The organism is Desulfoplanes sp. PS50 (assembly GCF_053851535.1).
The window spans coordinates 15,884-33,640 of the sequence record NZ_JBSPZA010000033.1 but is presented as its reverse complement, the minus strand read 5'-3'; the positions used below and the strand labels follow the sequence as shown (position 1 = coordinate 33,640).

At 55.8% G+C, this 17,757-nt stretch carries 13 protein-coding genes; 10 read left to right on the top strand and 3 right to left on the bottom strand.

Going from position 1 to position 17,757, the window contains the following annotated elements:
- Positions 1-518 (bottom strand): hypothetical protein (locus ACTVJH_RS13300; RefSeq protein WP_455991580.1); only part of this gene is annotated, 518 nt, incomplete at its 3' end.
- 290 nt (positions 519-808) lie between these two features.
- On the opposite strand from ACTVJH_RS13300, the gene ACTVJH_RS13295 reads away from it, so the two are divergent.
- From ACTVJH_RS13295 to ACTVJH_RS13275, 5 genes are all read left to right on the top strand, one after another.
- The gene (locus ACTVJH_RS13295; protein WP_455991578.1) at positions 809-2,269 is read left to right on the top strand and encodes a GNAT family N-acetyltransferase; all 1,461 of its coding nucleotides are present in this window, start codon (positions 809-811) and stop codon (positions 2,267-2,269) included.
- 2 nt (positions 2,270-2,271) lie between these two features.
- Complete coding sequence (locus ACTVJH_RS13290) at positions 2,272-3,411, top strand: LuxE/PaaK family acyltransferase (RefSeq protein WP_455991576.1); 1,140 nt, start codon at positions 2,272-2,274, stop codon at positions 3,409-3,411.
- A gap of 12 nt (positions 3,412-3,423) precedes the next feature.
- Entirely contained in the window at positions 3,424-6,024 is a 2,601-nt protein-coding gene (locus tag ACTVJH_RS13285; protein ID WP_455991573.1) for an acyl-CoA reductase, read from the top strand.
- The gene (locus ACTVJH_RS13280) at positions 6,021-7,247 is read left to right on the top strand and encodes an MFS transporter (protein WP_455991570.1); all 1,227 of its coding nucleotides are present in this window, start codon (positions 6,021-6,023) and stop codon (positions 7,245-7,247) included. Before ACTVJH_RS13285 ends, ACTVJH_RS13280 begins: the two co-directional genes overlap by 4 nt.
- Positions 7,248-7,649: 402 nt before the next feature.
- Entirely contained in the window at positions 7,650-8,558 is a 909-nt protein-coding gene (locus ACTVJH_RS13275; protein WP_455991568.1) for a sensor domain-containing diguanylate cyclase, read from the top strand.
- 117 nt (positions 8,559-8,675) lie between these two features.
- On the opposite strand, the gene ACTVJH_RS13270 is transcribed toward ACTVJH_RS13275, so the two are convergent.
- A complete protein-coding gene (locus ACTVJH_RS13270; protein WP_455991566.1) occupies positions 8,676-9,695 on the bottom strand; it encodes an alpha-hydroxy-acid oxidizing protein in 1,020 nt (339 codons plus the stop codon).
- A 259-nt stretch (positions 9,696-9,954) separates the two neighbouring features.
- On the opposite strand from ACTVJH_RS13270, the gene ACTVJH_RS13265 reads away from it, so the two are divergent.
- Both ACTVJH_RS13265 and ACTVJH_RS13260 read left to right on the top strand, forming a co-directional pair.
- Positions 9,955-10,191 (top strand): hypothetical protein, encoded by a 237-nt coding sequence (locus ACTVJH_RS13265; RefSeq protein WP_455991563.1) that lies wholly within the window; start codon positions 9,955-9,957, stop codon positions 10,189-10,191.
- Between the two features lie 121 nt (positions 10,192-10,312).
- Complete coding sequence (locus tag ACTVJH_RS13260) at positions 10,313-11,068, top strand: Rossmann-like domain-containing protein (protein ID WP_455991560.1); 756 nt, start codon at positions 10,313-10,315, stop codon at positions 11,066-11,068.
- A 367-nt stretch (positions 11,069-11,435) separates the two neighbouring features.
- Here the strand turns inward: ACTVJH_RS13260 and ACTVJH_RS13255 are convergent, their stop codons facing one another.
- Positions 11,436-14,153 (bottom strand): molybdopterin-dependent aldehyde oxidoreductase, encoded by a 2,718-nt coding sequence (locus ACTVJH_RS13255; protein ID WP_455991557.1) that lies wholly within the window; start codon positions 14,151-14,153, stop codon positions 11,436-11,438.
- Positions 14,154-14,477: 324 nt separating this feature from the next.
- Between ACTVJH_RS13255 and ACTVJH_RS13250 the strand changes: the two genes are divergently transcribed.
- The 3 genes from ACTVJH_RS13250 to ACTVJH_RS13240 all read left to right on the top strand — a co-directional run bounded on the left by ACTVJH_RS13250 (position 14,478) and on the right by ACTVJH_RS13240 (position 17,753).
- Complete coding sequence (locus tag ACTVJH_RS13250; RefSeq protein ID WP_455991555.1) at positions 14,478-14,855, top strand: DUF4870 family protein; 378 nt, start codon at positions 14,478-14,480, stop codon at positions 14,853-14,855.
- 66 nt (positions 14,856-14,921) lie between these two features.
- Positions 14,922-16,472, top strand: a complete 1,551-nt coding sequence (locus tag ACTVJH_RS13245; RefSeq protein WP_455991553.1) for an ABC transporter substrate-binding protein — start codon at positions 14,922-14,924, stop codon at positions 16,470-16,472.
- A gap of 270 nt (positions 16,473-16,742) precedes the next feature.
- Positions 16,743-17,753, top strand: coding sequence for an ABC transporter permease (locus tag ACTVJH_RS13240; RefSeq protein ID WP_455991550.1), 1,011 nt, complete (start codon positions 16,743-16,745; stop codon positions 17,751-17,753).
- Positions 17,754-17,757: the final 4 nt, after the last annotated feature.

The following is a 17,757-nucleotide window of genomic DNA, read 5'->3' as shown; positions in this document are numbered from 1 at the left end:
AAGATTCGGATGATGACAATTGCAGCCTTGATTTTGGAACGATTGCCGCAGAGGCGATTCATCTTCATGAAAAGCGGGAATGCCCCACTCCTTCCTTTGTATGTGCAAATCAGGGCAGCGCCGACAAGTAGCTGAGCCCATACATATTTGGGACGATTGGTACGTTTGGCGTGATCGTGATGCAAACCGACAGACGGGGCCTTTTTGGAGCTGCGAAAACAGAACGTATCGTCTATACCGATTGTAATTTCTTCGGGTGTAAGTACCTCGCAAAGAAGTAATGTCCATTGTTTGATAATAGCCAGCCACGAAAACACACCTTTCTCTATCGCCTTGTAGTAGGTGGTCCAAGTTTTTTCGGGGACGATGGAAAGGAAAGCATCTGTAATATGCCCCGTTCGAGCAATGATGCATCCGAAGATGAGTTCGAGAAAGGTGGGGCGTAATTTGGCCGGAACGGCCAAAAGAATCCTGGTCACCCAGCTGGCGAAAACAGTAAGTACATGACGGCGATCCATTGACTAACCTCCTGAAAAAGTTTTTCTTTTTCAGAAAAGGGCCGCCGAAGGCGGCAGCGCGAATCGCGCGAAATGTCAAGTACTTTTTTGATATTTTTTGCATTTTTTTTTTCGCCTTTATGGGGCGCAAACTCTAAACTCTAGTAATAAAATATGCGATATATTAAAGCATTCCCTATCTTGTCCCATGCATTCCCCTTCCTTTTCCCTATGAGGACCCCCCATTGGAATCATCCCGAAAATCTCTCACGAACCCGAAAACACATTCGAGCCTCTCTGTCCCGGCAAGGATGGATTACATTGCACCTATCCAGCAGTATGTGCAGGGGATATGTCACACCCACGACTGTGACCAGCAGGACACCATGATGGTGGTTCTTGCCGTGGAAGAAGCCATCAGCAACGTTATCAAGCATGGATACGCGGCTGAAGATGGCGGGGCCTTCACCATATCCTTTGAAATGGGAGCAACGGACCTGAGCATCCACATCCATGAAAAAGGGCTGCCCTTTGATCCGGAAATGCTGGCTGCCTACACGCACAAAAATCCCCGCCAGGTTGTAGCTGACGGCAAAGGACTGGGACTGACTCTCATGAAAGGTGCCATGGACCGGGTTGAATTTGTCAATCTGGGAAAAAAGGGCAAGCTGGTAAAAATGTCCAAGTTTTTCAAGAAGCATCGCGTTGACTCCTACGGTTCTTCCCCCGAACTGCAACGCGAGCCCGCACCCGATACCCCCGCTGTAACGCCCCCCTTCATCATCCGTCCCCTGGCCCGGGACGAAACCCTTGAAGTCTCCCGCTGTGCCTACCGGGCCTACGGGTACACCTACAGAGAATTTATCTATTACCCCAAAAAAATCTGGGAAATGAACCAGGAAGGACATATGCTGTCCTATGTCCTCGTTGATCAAGAAAACACCCTGCTGGGCCATATGGCTCTTTCCCTTTCCACCCCGGACGCAACCTCGGCCGAATTGACGGCGGCCTTTGTGGACCCGAGATGCCGGGGGCAGCGGCTGTTTGGCAGGCTAACGAACACCTTGCTGGAAGAAGCGGACAAAAAGGGGCTTCGAGAACTTTTCGTCCATGCGGTCACCAGCCATCCTGCCTCCCAAAAGGGAGGAGCCAGATCCGGCTTCCTGCCCACGGGGCTTCTCCTGGCCGCACTTTTCCCCGATCTGGAATTCAAGGCCCTGAGCGGCCGGGTGGTACAAAAGGAAAGCGCCCTGCTCATGTTCAAACTGCTCCGCAACCGGCCCCGGTTCACCCTTTTTGCCCCCAATAAATACGCGCCCATACTCCGCGACCTGGCAGCCACCATTGGCAGAGAGGTATCCGTGAGCGAAGAAATCACCCCCCTGCCCGAGATATCCGGTGGAAAGGGAAATCGGTATTACCAGGTGGACGAATTCAATTTTACGGAAATACGCATTCAAACCTTTGGCCAGGATGTTTTTGACGAACTGCGTCACCGGATCCGCAGCTCCATCGCCAACAAAACCGATGTGATCTACCTCTATCTGGATATGGAAAATCCCCTGTGTTCGGCTTTTGCCGCCCGGTGTTTTGAACTCGATTTTTTCTTTTGCGGGTATGCGCCGGGAGAACTGGCAGGACACGACGCGCTGATTCTCCAACGCACCAACGCCCTTGCCATTGATTTCACGGCCATGGATCTTCCCCATGAACAGGCGAAACGAATCATGGAATTCATTATCGCCGATATGCCCACCTCTCAAGAGAGTTGAATATGCCCTTTGACCACATCCAGAACTACGCCCTTCAAAAACAGGCGTTTCCCGGTACTTCAAAAAATGACGCACTCTTCCTTGCTGCCATGCAGAAAAACTATTCTTTCCAGTATGCCCGCCAGCCGTATGTGCGTGCCCTGGCCCAGAGATACGGTTTTTCTCCCGAGGATCTCAAAACCCCCGAAGATGTCTACCGCGTTCCTCCCCTCTTTGTGGAAACCATGAAATACCATTGTTTTTTGTCCATCCCCAAGGAACAGGTGACCATGAATCTCACCAGCTCAGGGACCGGCGGACAAAAGACTCAGGCCTTTTTCGATGCCCAGGGAGTTGCGCGCATCCAGACCATATCCGCACAGATATTCAAGGATGTGGGATTCTGCTCGGACGAACCCGCCGGCTACCTCATGTTCAGCTATGCCCGGGAAGATGCCCGGGAAATAGGAACCAGCTGGAGTGATGAGCAGGAAATGCAATGTGCTCCCGTGCGGGAATCCCGCTGGCTGCTGCGCAAAAAGACCAACGGACAATTTGATTTCGATCCACGGGAAGCGGCCCGATCCCTTTATGAAATGGCCCAGAAAGGCCCCATCCGCATGCTGGGATTTCCGGCCTTCATGTTCCAGACATTGGAAGAGATGGAACGCATGCACCTGCAGGTTCGGGTGCATCCCCAAAGTTTTGTCATCGCCGGAGGTGGCTGGAAAAACCATGCGGGCACCCCCATGAGCCAGAAAGAATTTGCCGCCGAACTGGAACAGCGGCTGGGACTGCCCCGAACCAACGTCCGTGATCTCTACGGGATGGTGGAACACGGCATTGCCTATTGCTCCTGTCCCGAAGGCCATCATCATGTCCCGGCATTTGCCCGGGTTGCCGTCAGACACCCTGTAACCCTTGAAAGACAACCCTACGGCAACGAAGGGCTGCTCCACCTTCTTGCTCCCTGGAACGTGGCCCAGCCCAATTGTTCCGTTCTTTCCACCGATCTGGTGAAGATAGAAACCGGATGCTCCTGCGGGATTCCCGGAGAATACATCGCTTCCATCCGTCGGGGCGGAAACAAAAAACACAAGGGATGTGCCCTGTCGGCCCAGGAAATTCTCGACAGAATCCGTTCCGCCAGAGAGGCAAAGTAACCCATGGAAACCATGAATCACTTTATATTCGGCAGCGTTCAGAAAGGGTCAAGGGATCTCAGCGTGGAAGAGGGGAAAAAGTTTTTTTCCGCGTCCGCCATGAAAGAACGCGTCCGGGCCTTTGCAGCCATTCCCGTGGACGATGTCATTTCTCTGTTGGACCGGGTCGGCCACAGGCTCACAAAGCCGGGGAACTACCGGGACCGTATTTTTGAAATCATGCCCGAAATAACGGGATACTCCTTCCCCATGATGGAGAAGGCCATGGAGGCCCTCCGGGGAATCCTTTCCCGGGAATCTCTGGAGGAACGCCTCTCCTGTCTTGGAGACCGAAGGGTTCTGGACGGCTGGACCGTCTATAGGGGCAAACCCGGACGGGCTCTCCCTCTGGGGGCCATCTGCCATGTGGCTCCTGGCAATATTTTTCTGGGCTCGGTGGATTCCGTGATCACCGGCATGATCACCAAAAACATCAATGTCCTGAAACTTTCCAGAAACGACCCCATCTTTCCCTTCATTTTTCTGGAAGCCCTTCTGGAAGAAGACCCCACAGGCGACATTGCCGCCACCCTGGCCATCACCTCCTGGAGTCATACCAACGAGGCCATGATGCATCTGGTGGGGCAGGAGTTTGACGGCATCCTGCTCTTCGGGAGTGAAGAGGCCGTGCAAGGATATGCAAACATCACCGCCCCCACCACCCGCCTTCTGGCCTTTGGCCCCAAGCTGAGCTGGGGACTGATGCGCAGGGGGTTGGACACAAACAGTCTTCTCCATGCCGTTCAGGGTTTTGCCCTGGACATCACCCTCTGGGAACAGAAGGCCTGCACCAGCTGCCAGAACCTTTTTGTGGAAGGCAGGGACCTGGCCCGTGAGGTGGCGGATCTGCTCCATCTGGAATTGGAGCGACTGGCGCATATCCTTCCCCAGGGTAAGGTCAGCCTTGATGAGGGCGTGGACATCCGCAAGGAAAGAGAACGGAGGTTCTGGGATTTTTTCGAGGGAAAGGGGCGCCTTCTGGAAGGTCCGACCCATTCTGTTATTCTGGGAGAGGGCGCTGATATCATCCCGTCACCTCTCAACCGGACCATTTATGTAAACGCCGTTGCAAACTGGCAGGATGTGCTCGGGGGCAACCTGCGCTGCATATCTGATCAGATGTCCACGGTGGGACTGGCCGTACCCGAACACCTTTTTGAAGAGACCATGCAGGGGCTGGAACCTCTGGGCATTCCCCGCTTCTGCCGTCCCGGAACCATGGGGACGGGCGTCGACGCGGGAGCCTCCCATGACGGCTCCTATCTCATTCTCGGTCTGGTGCACGTCCTGAACAAAGAGGATCTCCCTGTCACCCGCCTGGGCCGCGCCTATGATCAACCCGCACGGCGTGAGACGCGTATTCTGGCCGAATTAAACCGGCTGGTCGGTCATGCCCTGAAAAGTCCTTTGTATCAGAAACTGTACGCAGACGTGCACCTTCCCCTGACCAGCCTGGAAGCCTTCAGCAGGCTTCCGGTTCTGGAAAAACAGCATCTGGAAAATCATTGCCCCCCCAAAGATACCGCCATGCTCACTGCTCCTGCCGAGGCAAGTTACATCTTCAGCTCAGGAGGCACTTCCGGCACCCCGCGGCATCTGTGCTGGTCCGTGGAAGAGTTCAAGCAATCCCAGCAGGTGCTGGGTCAGGGCCTTCGCGCCCTGGGCATCTCTAAAAAGGACAGGGTGGCCAATCTCATGCGGGCCGGTTCCCTGTACACGGGATTTCTGGCCATGAACGGCGGGCTGGAGGGAACAGGCTGTCAGATCCTTTCGCTGACCGCCAACCAGAGCATCGATGAAACCCTGAATCTTCTGGAAGAACTGCAACCTAACGTTGCCATGGGCATGACCAGCACCCTGGTTGAATTGGCTGAAAAAACCCGAAAGGACCAACGCGCCATCACATTTGAGCGTATTTTCTACACAGGGGAAGCCATGTCCGATTCTTCGAGAGCCCTTCTCACTTCGGTCTTCCATGCCTCCCGAGTGGGCTCTCTTTCTTACGGAGCCGTAGAAATCGGCGCCTTGGGCTACCAATGTGATCAATGCAGACACGACGAATTCCATCTTGCCGAAGACTGGGCATATCTTGAATTCGATGAAGGCGGTGAAGTGTTTGCAACGGGAACGGCCCGTCTCCTCCATCCCGTCATCCGCTACCGTATCGGCGACAGGGCCCGCTGGGTGGATACCCCCTGCTCCTGCGGACGAACCACCCCGAAATTCCAGCTGCTGGGACGGTCCGACTATTATGTCCGTCTGCTGTACAACGACCTCTACATGACCGACATCGACAGAACTCTGGCCTCTTTCCCTGCAGTGACTCCCGTCTATCAGATCACTGTCAGGAACGGAAAACAGGGCGTGGAGGCATGCCTGGTCATTGAAGGCCAGCCGCAGGAAGGGCTTGAAACTGCAATCTGGAACGCTCTCAAAAAAGAAGCGGCAGAATTCAAGAATCTGCCGGATTTCGGCTGCCCTTTTGAGGTCAGCATTCTTCCACCCGGAAGCATTACACGCATGGGCCGGACAGGAAAAATCCGACGCATCGTGGATCTTCGGGTTGCCCCATGAGCATAGCTGCCTTCCGTTCCCACCCTCTGGTACGTTTTCCCGATTTCAGACTTTTTTTCGGCGCCCGTTTTGTATCGGCCATGGGCGATAAATTCTTCACCATCGCCCTCTCCTGGTGGGCGGTCAACGAAACAGGAGCCAAGGGGGCTCTGAACCTTGGGCTGCTCATGGCCCTGACCCTGCTGCCTTCGGTCCTCTTCGGGCCTTTGGCCGGAACCCTGGCAGACCGGTTTGACCGAAAAAAATGCATGATCATCGCAGACGCATGCCGGCTGCTCCTGGCCTTTGCAATGGCCGTTCTCCTGATGCACGGAAATATGACCCTTGAGCGCATGGCAGTGCTGGTCTTCCTCCTGGCCTGCTTCATGCCCCTGTTTGAATCCTCGGCCGAGGGATCTCTGGCCTCATTGACCGACGAAAAAGGACTTTTTGCCGCCGTGGCCCTGGATTCTTCCGTCGTCGCCCTTTCCAGCGTCCTGGGTGCCGCGCTTGGAGGCATGGCCCTGGCCGCAATGGGTACGGCGGGGGCCTTTGGGTTTAACGGGGCAACCTTTGCCTTGTCGCTGCTGCTTATTGCCTGTGTCAAAACATCCCTGGTGCCCGGGACAGGTGATGATCGCGAACGTCCAAAGGAAAGCACCCGGCAAAGCCTTCATGAAATCTGTTCCTGGTTGAAAAACAACCGGAAGGTCCTGGGCATTCTGATCATGTTCGGCATTCTGAATTTTTTTGCCGCACCGCTGATGATCTCCATCCCCATGATGGTCCGCTACGCCTTTGGCGGGGATGTCGTCTGGGTGGCCTTTCTGGAAGCTGCCCTCGCTCTGGGAACCCTGACCATGGCTGCTTTCTTGAGCTTTACATCCCAAGGCAACATGCTGCCTCGGATCATAACCGGCGTCCTGGGGCTGGGGGTGTCCGTATGTCTTTTTGCCCTTTCACCCACGCCCTGGCTAGGCCTGCCTCTGGTATTCTGCGCAGGAGCAGGACTCGCCCTGGCCAGCGCCACGGCCCTGGGATTTTTTCAACGCACGGTGCCCGATATCCTCAAAGGCCGTTTTTTCTCCATTCTTACGGCCGTGGCCTACTCGGTCATGCCCCTGGCCCTGGCCGTCAATGGTCTGGTGTCCCAATATTATTCCGTACGTCTGGTCCTGGCGGCGAACTGCGTAATGGTCTGCCTGCTCTCCGGATTTTTTCTGCTGAGGATATTTAAAGACTGATGGTACGGCATGGCCGGCCTCTCTTCGTGACGGGTAAAAAATGAAGGAAGGACAGGCGAATAATAGAAAGCAGGATCGGATTGCATAGTCTGCCTGTCCGAAATTTCTTAGTTGTCAGACAAAGCATTTTTTTCTTCACAATTTCTGTCTTCGCAACTAGGGTTCTCCCAAACAAAGGTGTCCTTGCAGCGGTAAGTAGTGCTCCAGTTCGTTGGTATCCCCGGTAGGCAAAACGCCACCGAGTCCCGAACGGAACGTGGGAAGAGCCATACTTACCGGTCAGTCTCCAGCAGGCTGCCGAGGGACATCCGTTTCCCAAACCCGGGATGGTCTGTCAAAGAACGCGTCGTATTCATGTAACTTCCAGGCTGTTCTTACCACATACGCCGAGGCAGGTCTGAAATGAAATCAGAAAACCGCATTCCACACGGCCAACCGATTGAACAATGGTTCCTCGGGCAAAACGCATTATGCCCTGTTCTATTTGAGCAGGCGAAAGACGGAATGGTCATCCTTGATACGCAGGGAAAGGCTCTTGTGGCAAACAAGCGATTTGCCGAGATGCTCGACTATACCAAAGAAGAAATCACCCAGCTGCATGTATGGGACTGGGATATCCAGTTCAGCGAGAAAGAACTGCGGGAAAAACTTCATCAGATAGACCATAACGGTCGTCATCTCGAAACGCGGCAGAAAAAGAAACACGGCTCGGAGATTCATGTTGAACTCAGCAACAGCGTCACATGGTTCAACGATCAAAAACTCATATTCTGCATATGCAGAGACATTACGCAACGCAAACTGACAGAAAAAAAGGTGTACCTCCTTGCCACCACTGATCATCTCACAACCATGCTCAATCGGAGAGAGTTCGTCCATCGTCTGCAGCAGGAAATGGAGCGGGCAAGACGCTATGAAACTTTCTTTTCCCTGATCATCTATGATTTCGATAACTTTAAGTTCATTAACGATACGTTCGGCCACACCGAAGGGGACAGGGTGCTGCGGCTGGCGGCCGAATTGGTCAAAAAAAACATCCGCATGACAGATATTGCAGCTCGCTGGAGCGACGAAGAGTTCATTGTCCTGCTGCCCCAGTCAACCCTGTCCGTTGCGCGGACCGTGGCGGAAAAACTTCGCCAGTCCATCGAGACATTCCCTTTTCACGATCTGTTCTCTGTCACGTCCAGCTTCGGGGTCACGACATTTCACTCCCGGGACGATCTGTACTCGCTGGTAAAACGTGTGGACGACGCACTCTACTGGGCAAAAGCCGGGACGAAAAATTGCGTCAAGGCCCTGAGGGCATGATCAGATGACTCCCTAAAAGGCAGACGACTCCCAGGGCAGAAGCACACCATAAAAAAGCCCCCGAACCAGACAGGTTTCGGGGGCTTTCTTGTGGTCAATCCTTCTCCAGGCGTAAGGTTATCCGCCAAACAGGATTCCCTTGTCCACGGAGCTGGCCCTGGCTGTGCCGGTCAAAACCATGGCCTGGGTCAATTCTGCCCGGACCTGATCCAGATAGGCGATGACCCCTTCCTTGAGCCCGCCCACAGCAGCAATAGAGAACGGTCGTCCGATCATGACCGCATCCGCGCCCAGGGCGAGCATCTTGAGGACATCCGTGCCGGTACGTACCCCGCCATCGGCCAGAATCGCGAGATCTCCCTTGACGGCCTCGGCAATGGCCGGAAGCACCCGGGCCGTTCCCGGAGTGTGATCCAGGACCCGCCCGCCGTGATTGGAGACCACAATGCCCGCAGCTCCGGCATCCCGGGCGCGTTTGGCATCATCCGGGGTCATGATCCCCTTGACGATGAATTTAGCCGGACATCGCTTGACAATCTCGGTCAGTTTGGCCGCCGGTTTGGGACTGACCGGACGGCCCATCTTCTTCAGGGTGATCAGTCCGGCCGCATCGATATCCATGCCGATGATCTGCGCCCCGCTGGCCACGGCCTTGCCCAGTTTTTCGAAAAGCTCGGCATCTTCCCACGGTTTGATAAAGGGAATGCCCTCACCCTTCAGCCGGGTGATGGTCGAAAATCCGGCCTCGGAGATAAACGGCGGTACCCCGTCTCCAGTACATCCCAGAGTCCCGTGCTCCAGACATCCTTCCAGCACACCGCCAACATACTCCTCTTCAGAGACCTGGCCGCCCATGTTGAAGGAGACCCCGCCGATGGGTGCCGCCAGCACGGGAAGCTTCAGGGTCTTGCCCAGAATCTTAACAGAGGTGTCCGGTTCGACCACATCGTGCACCAGACGCATGTTCAGAGTGCGCTCTGCAAGGGCGATGACATTGTCCTTGAAAGAAGCGGCCGTTCCCAGCCCGCCCATACCCGGCACCTCACCCGCGCAGGCGCGGCCGTCGCATATGGGACAGACCCTGCAATAGCCTTTCATCCTCTCTCTGGCGGTTTTCCGCACGTCCTGTAGATCCATGATCTGCTCCCGATTATAGGTTGTCGTTCAACATTATTCTGTCCTTGATACCCTTATTTGCCCCGAATTTGCAATCTCCCGGCAGCCATGTTCGAGGTCTTTGGCCCCGACAGCTGCCGACCGCAAGGCAGATGTCGGGACGACTGGGATATCAGCCATGCTGCCGACCGCCTCATGACTTGAAAAAGCCTGTCACAACAGGCATACTTGGCAATCAATATCCCCCAAACAACCTCCATACCGAGGAGCCCTGAGTTCCATGCTGACCATCCGCTGCGCCACCTGCAGACAGAAACTCTGGAAATACAGAAAACTCGGCCAGGGCGAAGTCCTCAGATGCCACAAGGACCGGATCGAGACAATGCTCTGCACACCGCACATCAAGGGCGACAAGCTATGCTGTCCCTGTGGGAGGGAAATCGCTATCGACAAGGGCAGCTTCTACAAGATGATCAAAAATGCCTTTGTATACAGAGGAACAAAGGAAAATATCTGAAATACACCATGGTGGATCTCGGGAAAACCCGCTCCCCAGCTGACTTGATCGGTATAAACTTCAACAGGTGCTCCCTGCAACCGGGATTGTCCGCGCCACGACCAGAACAAGGAAAAAGACCATGCCACAAACCATCAGAGAACGGCTCAAACAACACGCGCTCAACCTGGCCACGGACCGGACCGTGGCCGACGTGCGCATCGGACTGGGCTACACGGCCGTCCAGCTGGACAACGGCCAGACCGGCGTGGCCTGCACCTTTCACAAAGATGCCGAAGGTGGCTGCACCGTGTTCAAGGGGCTTCGTCCCCTGCAGGGCAAACCCGCGGCACGGGTCCTGGACATGCTCGATGCGGCCGATCCCATTGAATCGGCCGTGGCCATCGCCACCAGCAACGCACTCTCCAATACCCTGTCTCCGGACATGGCTCACGGAGACATCCTGGAAAACGTGGACCTGTATCCCGACGACCACGTGGGCATGGTGGGTTTCTTCGCCCCGGTCATTCCGGAATTGCGCGAACGTACCGGCCGACTGGACATCTTCGAGAAACAGGATCGGGGCCCGGGTACCCTGCCTGCAGATTCGGCCATGGAGATCCTGCCCAAGTGCCAGATAGCCGTCATCACCTCCACCTCCATCATCAATCACACGGTGGACGGCATCCTCGAGGCCTGTTCCAACTGCCGGGACGTGATCATGCTCGGAGCCTCCACCCCGCTTCTGCCCGAGGTGTTCGCCCATACCCCGGTGACCGTGCTCTCGGGGATCATCGTCACCCATCCCGAGAATATCCTGCAGATCGTCAGCGAAGGCGGGGGCATGCAGCTGTTCAAAAAGAACATCGACAAGGTGAATTGCAGGTTGGGGAAATAGAGCAGAACACTCAAAGGCCGGGGCTTGATGTCACATCAAGATAGCTCCTCGCTCCAGACGTCATCCCGCCTCTACGCGTCATCCCGGCGAAGGCCGGGATCTTGAAGGATATGGGGGGCCTATCTTTGGACGCTTACTACAGCCCAATGCGTACAAGATCCCGGATCAAGTCCGGGATGACCTATGGTGGTAAAGATGACGTATGAGGTGAAGATGATGTATGGATGAAGGTGACGATCAAAACAACAAATTCGTGCCCAGCCTCAAAAACGATCTGCCTGACAGCACAGCACGAAAAACCGGCCACCCTTGCGGGTGACCGGTTTTTCGTTTGTACTGCGCTTGGATCCGATATCGATTGGATCGTCTATTTGGCCCGCAGCCCCTCGAGCACCTTTTCGGGTCGGGCGGGCAGCTGGGTGATGCGTACGCCGCAGGCGTTGTATATGGCGTTGATGATCGAGGCATGGGGTGATGTCAGAGGCAACTCACCGGTCCCTGATGCGCCGAACGGGCCATCAGGCCTGGGAGTTTCCACATAGATGAGTTCGATGTCGTCGGGGATATCCTTGATTTCGGGAATCCCGCCGCCCTTCATGGTCGAATGCTTCGAGATGTCCTCGTAATCCTCGCTCAATGCCAGGCCGACACCCTGGGCCATTCCGCCGTAAAGCTGACCATCCACAACGAGTTTGTTGTTGATCTTGCCGATGTCGGCCACCATGACCATCTTCTCAACGGTGGTCTTTCCCGTTGCCGTATCCACGGCAACCTGGGACATGAACAAACCGTACATGTAGCAGCAGAAGGGACTGCCCTGGCCGAACTCGTCACAGGCTTTGCAAGGAGCGACCCACTTGCCTTCGTAGCGCAGCGGCAGTCCCTCGGCTTTCATCTCTTCGAAGGTCCGAAGGGAACCGTCTTCCCTGGTCATCCCCTTGATCAGGTTTTCACAGGCCACGCGAATCGCGTTCCCCGTGAGTACCTGGGAACGCGATCCCCCTGCCGGCCCGCTGTTGGGGGTAACGCTCGTGTCACAGGAGACCCGGGCGATGTCATCAAAAGCGATCCCCAAAGGACGCAGGGCTTCGTGCGCCGTACCCAAGGCACCGATATCAGCACCCTGGCCGTGGTCTTCCCAGGAATCACCGAGCAGCACCTTCTTCTCCCCGGTGAGTTCGATCCAGACTTCTGAGGAATCGGGTCCATCAAGACCACACCCATACACACCGATTGAAACACCAACCCCTCGTTTGATTGCATCCGTGGAAGCAGCCTTGGCCGCCTTGAGGGCCTCCTGATACTTGGGACGCAGAATGTCGATCATCTCCGGCAGACTGTATACCTCGGGATCCTGGCCCGTCGGCGTTGTGTCCCCCTTTCTGTAGACATTTTTGAACCGGAATTCCAGGGGATCCATGCCCAGCTTTTCAGCCATTTCGTCCATCAGGACCTCCCAGGGGAATTCGACCTCTGGAGCCCCGTATCCGCGAAAGGCCGAGCCCCAGGCGTGGTTGGTGCATACGGTACGACCTTCACCACGGATGCTGGGGATCCCGTAGCCGGCGCCGATGAACTGGGAACCGCGCAGGGTCAGCAGATCACCGAATTCGGAATAGGGACCATGATCCACTGTCCAGTCGCTTTCAAGCGCAAGGATCTTGCCTTCCTTGTCGGCGGCCATGCGCAGTTTGGTGAAAAAGGGAGAGCGTTTCCCGGTATAGGTCATCTGCTGGTAGTAGGAATACTTGAGGAAAACCGGACGCCCCGTGGCCATGGCCGCAACGCCCAGAAGCCCTTCGTTGGTCGGGCTGAATTTGTAGCCGAAGGTCCCGCCCGTGTTGTTCTGGACCAGAATGAGATCGTTCGCGTCGATGCCCAGCCCCTCGGCAATCATGAAATGGTGGGCATGGATGGCGATGGATTTGGAATGAACCACGACCTTGCCCTCGTCATTGGTGTAGGCGAACCCGACATCCGGCTCGATGGGCATATGGGGCTGACGGCCGACATAAAAATCATCTTCGGCGATCATGCCGGCCTTTTCAAAGATGGGAGCGGTCTCTCCACCCTTCACCACCTTGGTGACATAATAGACATTGGGTGTACCCGGATGGATCTCCATAGCATCATCCGCCATGGCCTCGGGGGCACTCATGTACTCGGGCAGCGGTTTGAGTTCCACCTTCACAGCCCCGGCTGCGGCCTTTGCCTGTTCTTCGGTGTCGGCGCAGACAATGGCGATGGCGTCGCCGAACTGAAAAACTTTTTCATCACACAGAATGGGCCGATCGAATCCATCCCCTTTATTGTCGGGGAACGCCAGGCCGTTGATGCGGTTCTTGCCCTTGATGTCCTTGTGGGTGACGACCTTGAACACGCCTTCCATGGCCTCGGCCGCACTCGTGTCGATGGACAGAATTTCCGCATGGGAGACCTTGGCCTGTACCAGGGCAAGCTGCAGGGTTCCATCGGGCAGGGAGAGACCGATATCCGCGCCGAAATTCCAGGTGCCCGTGACCTTGGGCAGGGCGCTGGGACGGGGGATAGAGGTACCCCAGACCGTACCGTCTTCAGGAATCTTGTAGGTCAGTTCCTCCCTGGTCATCTCACCGCGGAGGACCCTGGCCGCGTCCATGACCGCATCGACCAGAGGTTTGTACCCGGTGCACCGGCAGACGTTGTGGTGCTTCTGGAACCAGTCGCGCACGTCCTGACGTGAGGGGTTGTCGTTCTCGTCGAGCAGGGCCTTGGCCGAGACGATGAATCCGGAGGTGCAGAATCCGCACTGTGCCCCGCCGTGGACCATCCAGGCGAGCTGGACGGGATGGAGATGTTCGGCACTGCCGATCCCTTCGACCGTGACGATGTTCGCCCCGTCCGGAACCCGGCTCATCTTGGTGATGCACGAACGGATCACCTTGCCGTCCATGATCACACTGCATGCGCCGCACTGCCCGCTCTCACAGCCAAGCTTGAGTCCTAAAAGACACAACTGATTCCTGAGAACCCTGGCCAGGGAATCTTTGGCATTGACATAGAGTTTGCGGGGAATCCCATTCACTACACATTCTTTTTTGATCATACGAGGACCTCCTTGTGCGTGCCGAGAGAAATATCAGGTCGCGCGAGTAAAGTATGTTCACGATTTGTGACCAGGTGTCCCCGGTTTGAACATCAGAACCGGGATGCACACAACTGCCCTTTGGCCGGACAGAACCCCATTCTTTTGCATCATCGTCCCAGCCAATAATTATGCCTTCATTCCCATAAACGAAACACATGGTCAACAGGGAGGCCCACTTTTTCTGCAGTTCTCATTCACGACCCGGATCTCCCGCTTTACCCCGGGCCGCGGACATTGTAGTAACCTGCTCATTGTATTTTTCACCCCTGTAAGGAGTAAATCATGCCCAGACGTCCCTTTCCGGTCACTCCCGAATTCGACCCCTCGGCCCAGAAAAAAATCCTCCAATTCTGCTACATCATGTATGGTCTGGTATTTCTTACCGGGATCACCGCCATCGTGGCCATTGTGGTGGATTACATCAAACGTGACGACGCCCGGCAGGATCCGGTGTTGTTCAGCCATTACCGCTGGCAGATCCGGACATTCTGGTTCGGCCTGTTGTGGTCATGCGTGGCCGCCCCGCTGGTTGTTCTCTTTGGACTCGGCGTGGCCCTGGGGTTCGTGGTGACCGTCTGGTATGTCTACCGATTGGTCAAAGGGTGGATCAGACTCATGGAGTATCGGCCGATGTATGAGTTGAGCGCACCATCCATTTGACCACAACCCTACAAATCAGCTATCTCGACTGATCATCGCTATCCACCAGCAACCCGGGAGGATCCCGTGAATAAACGCTTTTTGCTCATGGCAGTGGTCATCGCGTGTTTGAGTTTCCCTTTTCACGCATGGTCCATCCCCAAGGACGTGCTTGTGGTCGGGGTATCCTCGGACATCCACACCCTGGACCCGGCGGTATCCAGTGACAATTTCGACTGGCGGGAAATCTATCCCTGCTACGAACGGCTGGTCCAGTACAAGACCGAAGACGGCAAGGGGCTGACCGAGGTCGAACCCATGCTCGCCACCTCCTGGACCGTGAGCCAAGACGGCACCACCTGGGTTTTCCACCTCAAATCCGACAAAACCTTTGATGACGGCACCCCTGTTGATGCCCGGGCGGTCAAATTCTCCCTGGAACGGACCCTGGCCATTGGCAAGGGGCCGGCCGGAAACATCAACGCCATCGACCGCATCGAGGTGATCGACCCCCTGACCGTGAAGATCACCCTGAAAAATCCCTATGGTCCCTTTCTGCAGACCCTGGCCACGAACGGGGCCTGTATCATCAATCCGGGTATCATGGCCCATGCCCGGGGAAAGGACCGGGCCCAGGGCTGGCTGGCCGAACACACCGACGGCAGTGGTCCCTACCGGCTGACGGCCTGGAGTCGTGGTCAGCATTGCGTGCTCGAGGCAAAAAAAGATCTCCAGGCTGGCGGTCCGCAGATCCAAAAAGTGATCATCCGTTTCATGCGCGAATCCGCTGACCGGAGAATGGCCCTGGAACGTGGCGACATCGACATCGCTGAAAACATCCTCATCGACCAGCTTCCGGCCCTGGAAAAGAATCCAGACATCAGGGTCAACGTGTATCCGGCCCAGTATGTGGAATATGTTTACCTGAACAACCAAAAGCCCCCACTGGACAACACCGTTATCCGCCAGGCCCTGAATTACGCAGTGGATTATCAGGGGATCATCGACCATATTCTGCAGGGCTATGGCATGCAGATGCGCGGCCCCATTCCGGCCGGAATGTGGGGGCATGATCCCGATTGTTTCCAGTATCACCGCGATCCGGCCAGGGCCCGGGAACTCCTCAAACAGGCCGGATTCTCCAATGGATTGACCCTGACCCTGATCTATTCCGAACGCAAAGCCTCCTGGTCCCAGATCGCCACGATCCTGCAAAGCAATTTCGCGGACATCGGCATTGAACTCAAACTGGAAATGATGTCCAACCCGACCCTGCGCGACAAGGTGGACCGGGGAGATTTTCAGCTCTGCCTGGGGGCATGGAGCCCGGATTTCGCTGATCCATATATGTTCATGAACTTCTGGTTCGACTCCGAACTCTGGGGGCTGCCCGGCAACCGAAGCTTCTATGCAAACGATCGGGTGGACAGACTCATCCGCAAGGCAGCCATGCTCAGCGACCAGGACGAACGTACGGATCTCTATCACCAGGCCCAGGAGATCATCATGCAGGAAGCCCCGTACATCTTCCTTTATCAGCGACAGACCATTGTACCCATGCGCGCCCGGGTCAAAGGATATGTATACAATCCCATGCTCGAATCCATGTACAATTTCGAAGATATCTCCAAGGAGTGACACGAGACGATCTCGCGCGGGGGGATCAATAAAAGCCCTTCAGGCATGAAGACACCTGCCTTTCTCCGCGTCTCTGCGCGAGAAACAAAAGCATTATCGCGCAGAGGCGCAGGGGCGCAGAGAAAAAATAAAAAGCATTTAAGCCAAAGGATTTCGATCCTGGCCGCAATGATTGTTTTCTCCCGACACCCACAAAAACCAAAAAATGCCTTTCTCCGCGTCTCCGCGCCTCTGCGCGAGAAACAAATGAACCGGTAACTCCACCCCGCCATGAACCTCGCCCTCTTCATCCTGCGCCGCATCCTCTCCCTCATCCCGGTTCTTGTGGGGGTGACGGTGCTGGTGTTCATCATCTCCCACGCCATACCGGGGGACCCGGCGCGGATGATGGCCGGGCAGAAGGCGTCCAAGGAAATCGTGGACACGATCCGCAAGGAACTCGGACTGGATCAGCCCCTGCCCACCCAATACCTCCACTACATGTCGGGTCTTGTGCATGGCGACCTGGGAACATCCATCCGCAACCAGCGGCCCGTGCGCGAGGATCTGGCCGATTTTTTTCCGGCCACGCTGGAACTGACCCTGGCCAGCATGGTCATCTGTCTCTGTCTGGGCATTCCCCTGGGTATTCTGGCGGCAGTCTTCCGGGACCGGATCGCGGACCACCTCACCCGGGTCTTCTCGGTCATCGGGGTATCCACCCCGGTCTTCTGGCTCGGGTTGATGCTCCTGCTCGTGTTCTACCGCAACCTCGGCTGGCTGCCCGGATCGGGACGGCTGGATATCTTCAACACCCCTCCAGCCCATATCACCGGCCTGTATCTGATCGACAGTCTCCTCCAGGGTGACTGGGTGGTCTTCAAGGACAGTCTGGCCCACATTCTCATGCCGGCCTTTTGTCTCTCCTATGTCTATCTCGCGGTGATCACCCGGATCGTGCGCTCCTCCATGATCGAGGTCCTTGGCCAGGACTATATCACCACGGCCCGGGCCAACGGCATCTCCCCGATGAAAATTGTCTTCAAACATGCCTTTAAAAACGGCATGCTGCCGACAGTGACCATCACCGGACTCTCCATTGGGGAACTCCTGGGAGGGGCCATTCTCACGGAAACCATCTTTGCCTGGCCGGGTATGGGCAAATATGTGGTCGATTCCATCAACTACCTGGATTTCCCGGCTATCATGGGCTTCACCCTGGTTATTTCTCTGGCCTACATGCTCATCAATCTCGGTGTGGACGTGATCTATGCCTTTCTCAACCCGCAGATCAGATACTAGGCTC

Bases quoted from the DNA above. Each gene is read 5' to 3' on its own strand.
- ACTVJH_RS13255 (WP_455991557.1), bottom strand. From the start codon at position 14,153: ATGATCAAAAAAGAATGTGTAGTGAATGGGATTCCCCGCAAACTCTAT.
- ACTVJH_RS13285 (WP_455991573.1), top strand. From the start codon at position 3,424: ATGAATCACTTTATATTCGGCAGCGTTCAGAAAGGGTCAAGGGATCTC.
- ACTVJH_RS13250 (WP_455991555.1), top strand. From the start codon at position 14,478: ATGCCCAGACGTCCCTTTCCGGTCACTCCCGAATTCGACCCCTCGGCC.
- ACTVJH_RS13275 (WP_455991568.1), top strand. From the start codon at position 7,650: ATGAAATCAGAAAACCGCATTCCACACGGCCAACCGATTGAACAATGG.
- ACTVJH_RS13265 (WP_455991563.1), top strand. From the start codon at position 9,955: ATGCTGACCATCCGCTGCGCCACCTGCAGACAGAAACTCTGGAAATAC.
- ACTVJH_RS13260 (WP_455991560.1), top strand. From the start codon at position 10,313: ATGCCACAAACCATCAGAGAACGGCTCAAACAACACGCGCTCAACCTG.
- ACTVJH_RS13280 (WP_455991570.1), top strand. From the start codon at position 6,021: ATGAGCATAGCTGCCTTCCGTTCCCACCCTCTGGTACGTTTTCCCGAT.
- ACTVJH_RS13295 (WP_455991578.1), top strand. From the start codon at position 809: ATGGATTACATTGCACCTATCCAGCAGTATGTGCAGGGGATATGTCAC.
- ACTVJH_RS13240 (WP_455991550.1), top strand. From the start codon at position 16,743: ATGAACCTCGCCCTCTTCATCCTGCGCCGCATCCTCTCCCTCATCCCG.
- ACTVJH_RS13270 (WP_455991566.1), bottom strand. From the start codon at position 9,695: ATGGATCTACAGGACGTGCGGAAAACCGCCAGAGAGAGGATGAAAGGC.
- ACTVJH_RS13290 (WP_455991576.1), top strand. From the start codon at position 2,272: ATGCCCTTTGACCACATCCAGAACTACGCCCTTCAAAAACAGGCGTTT.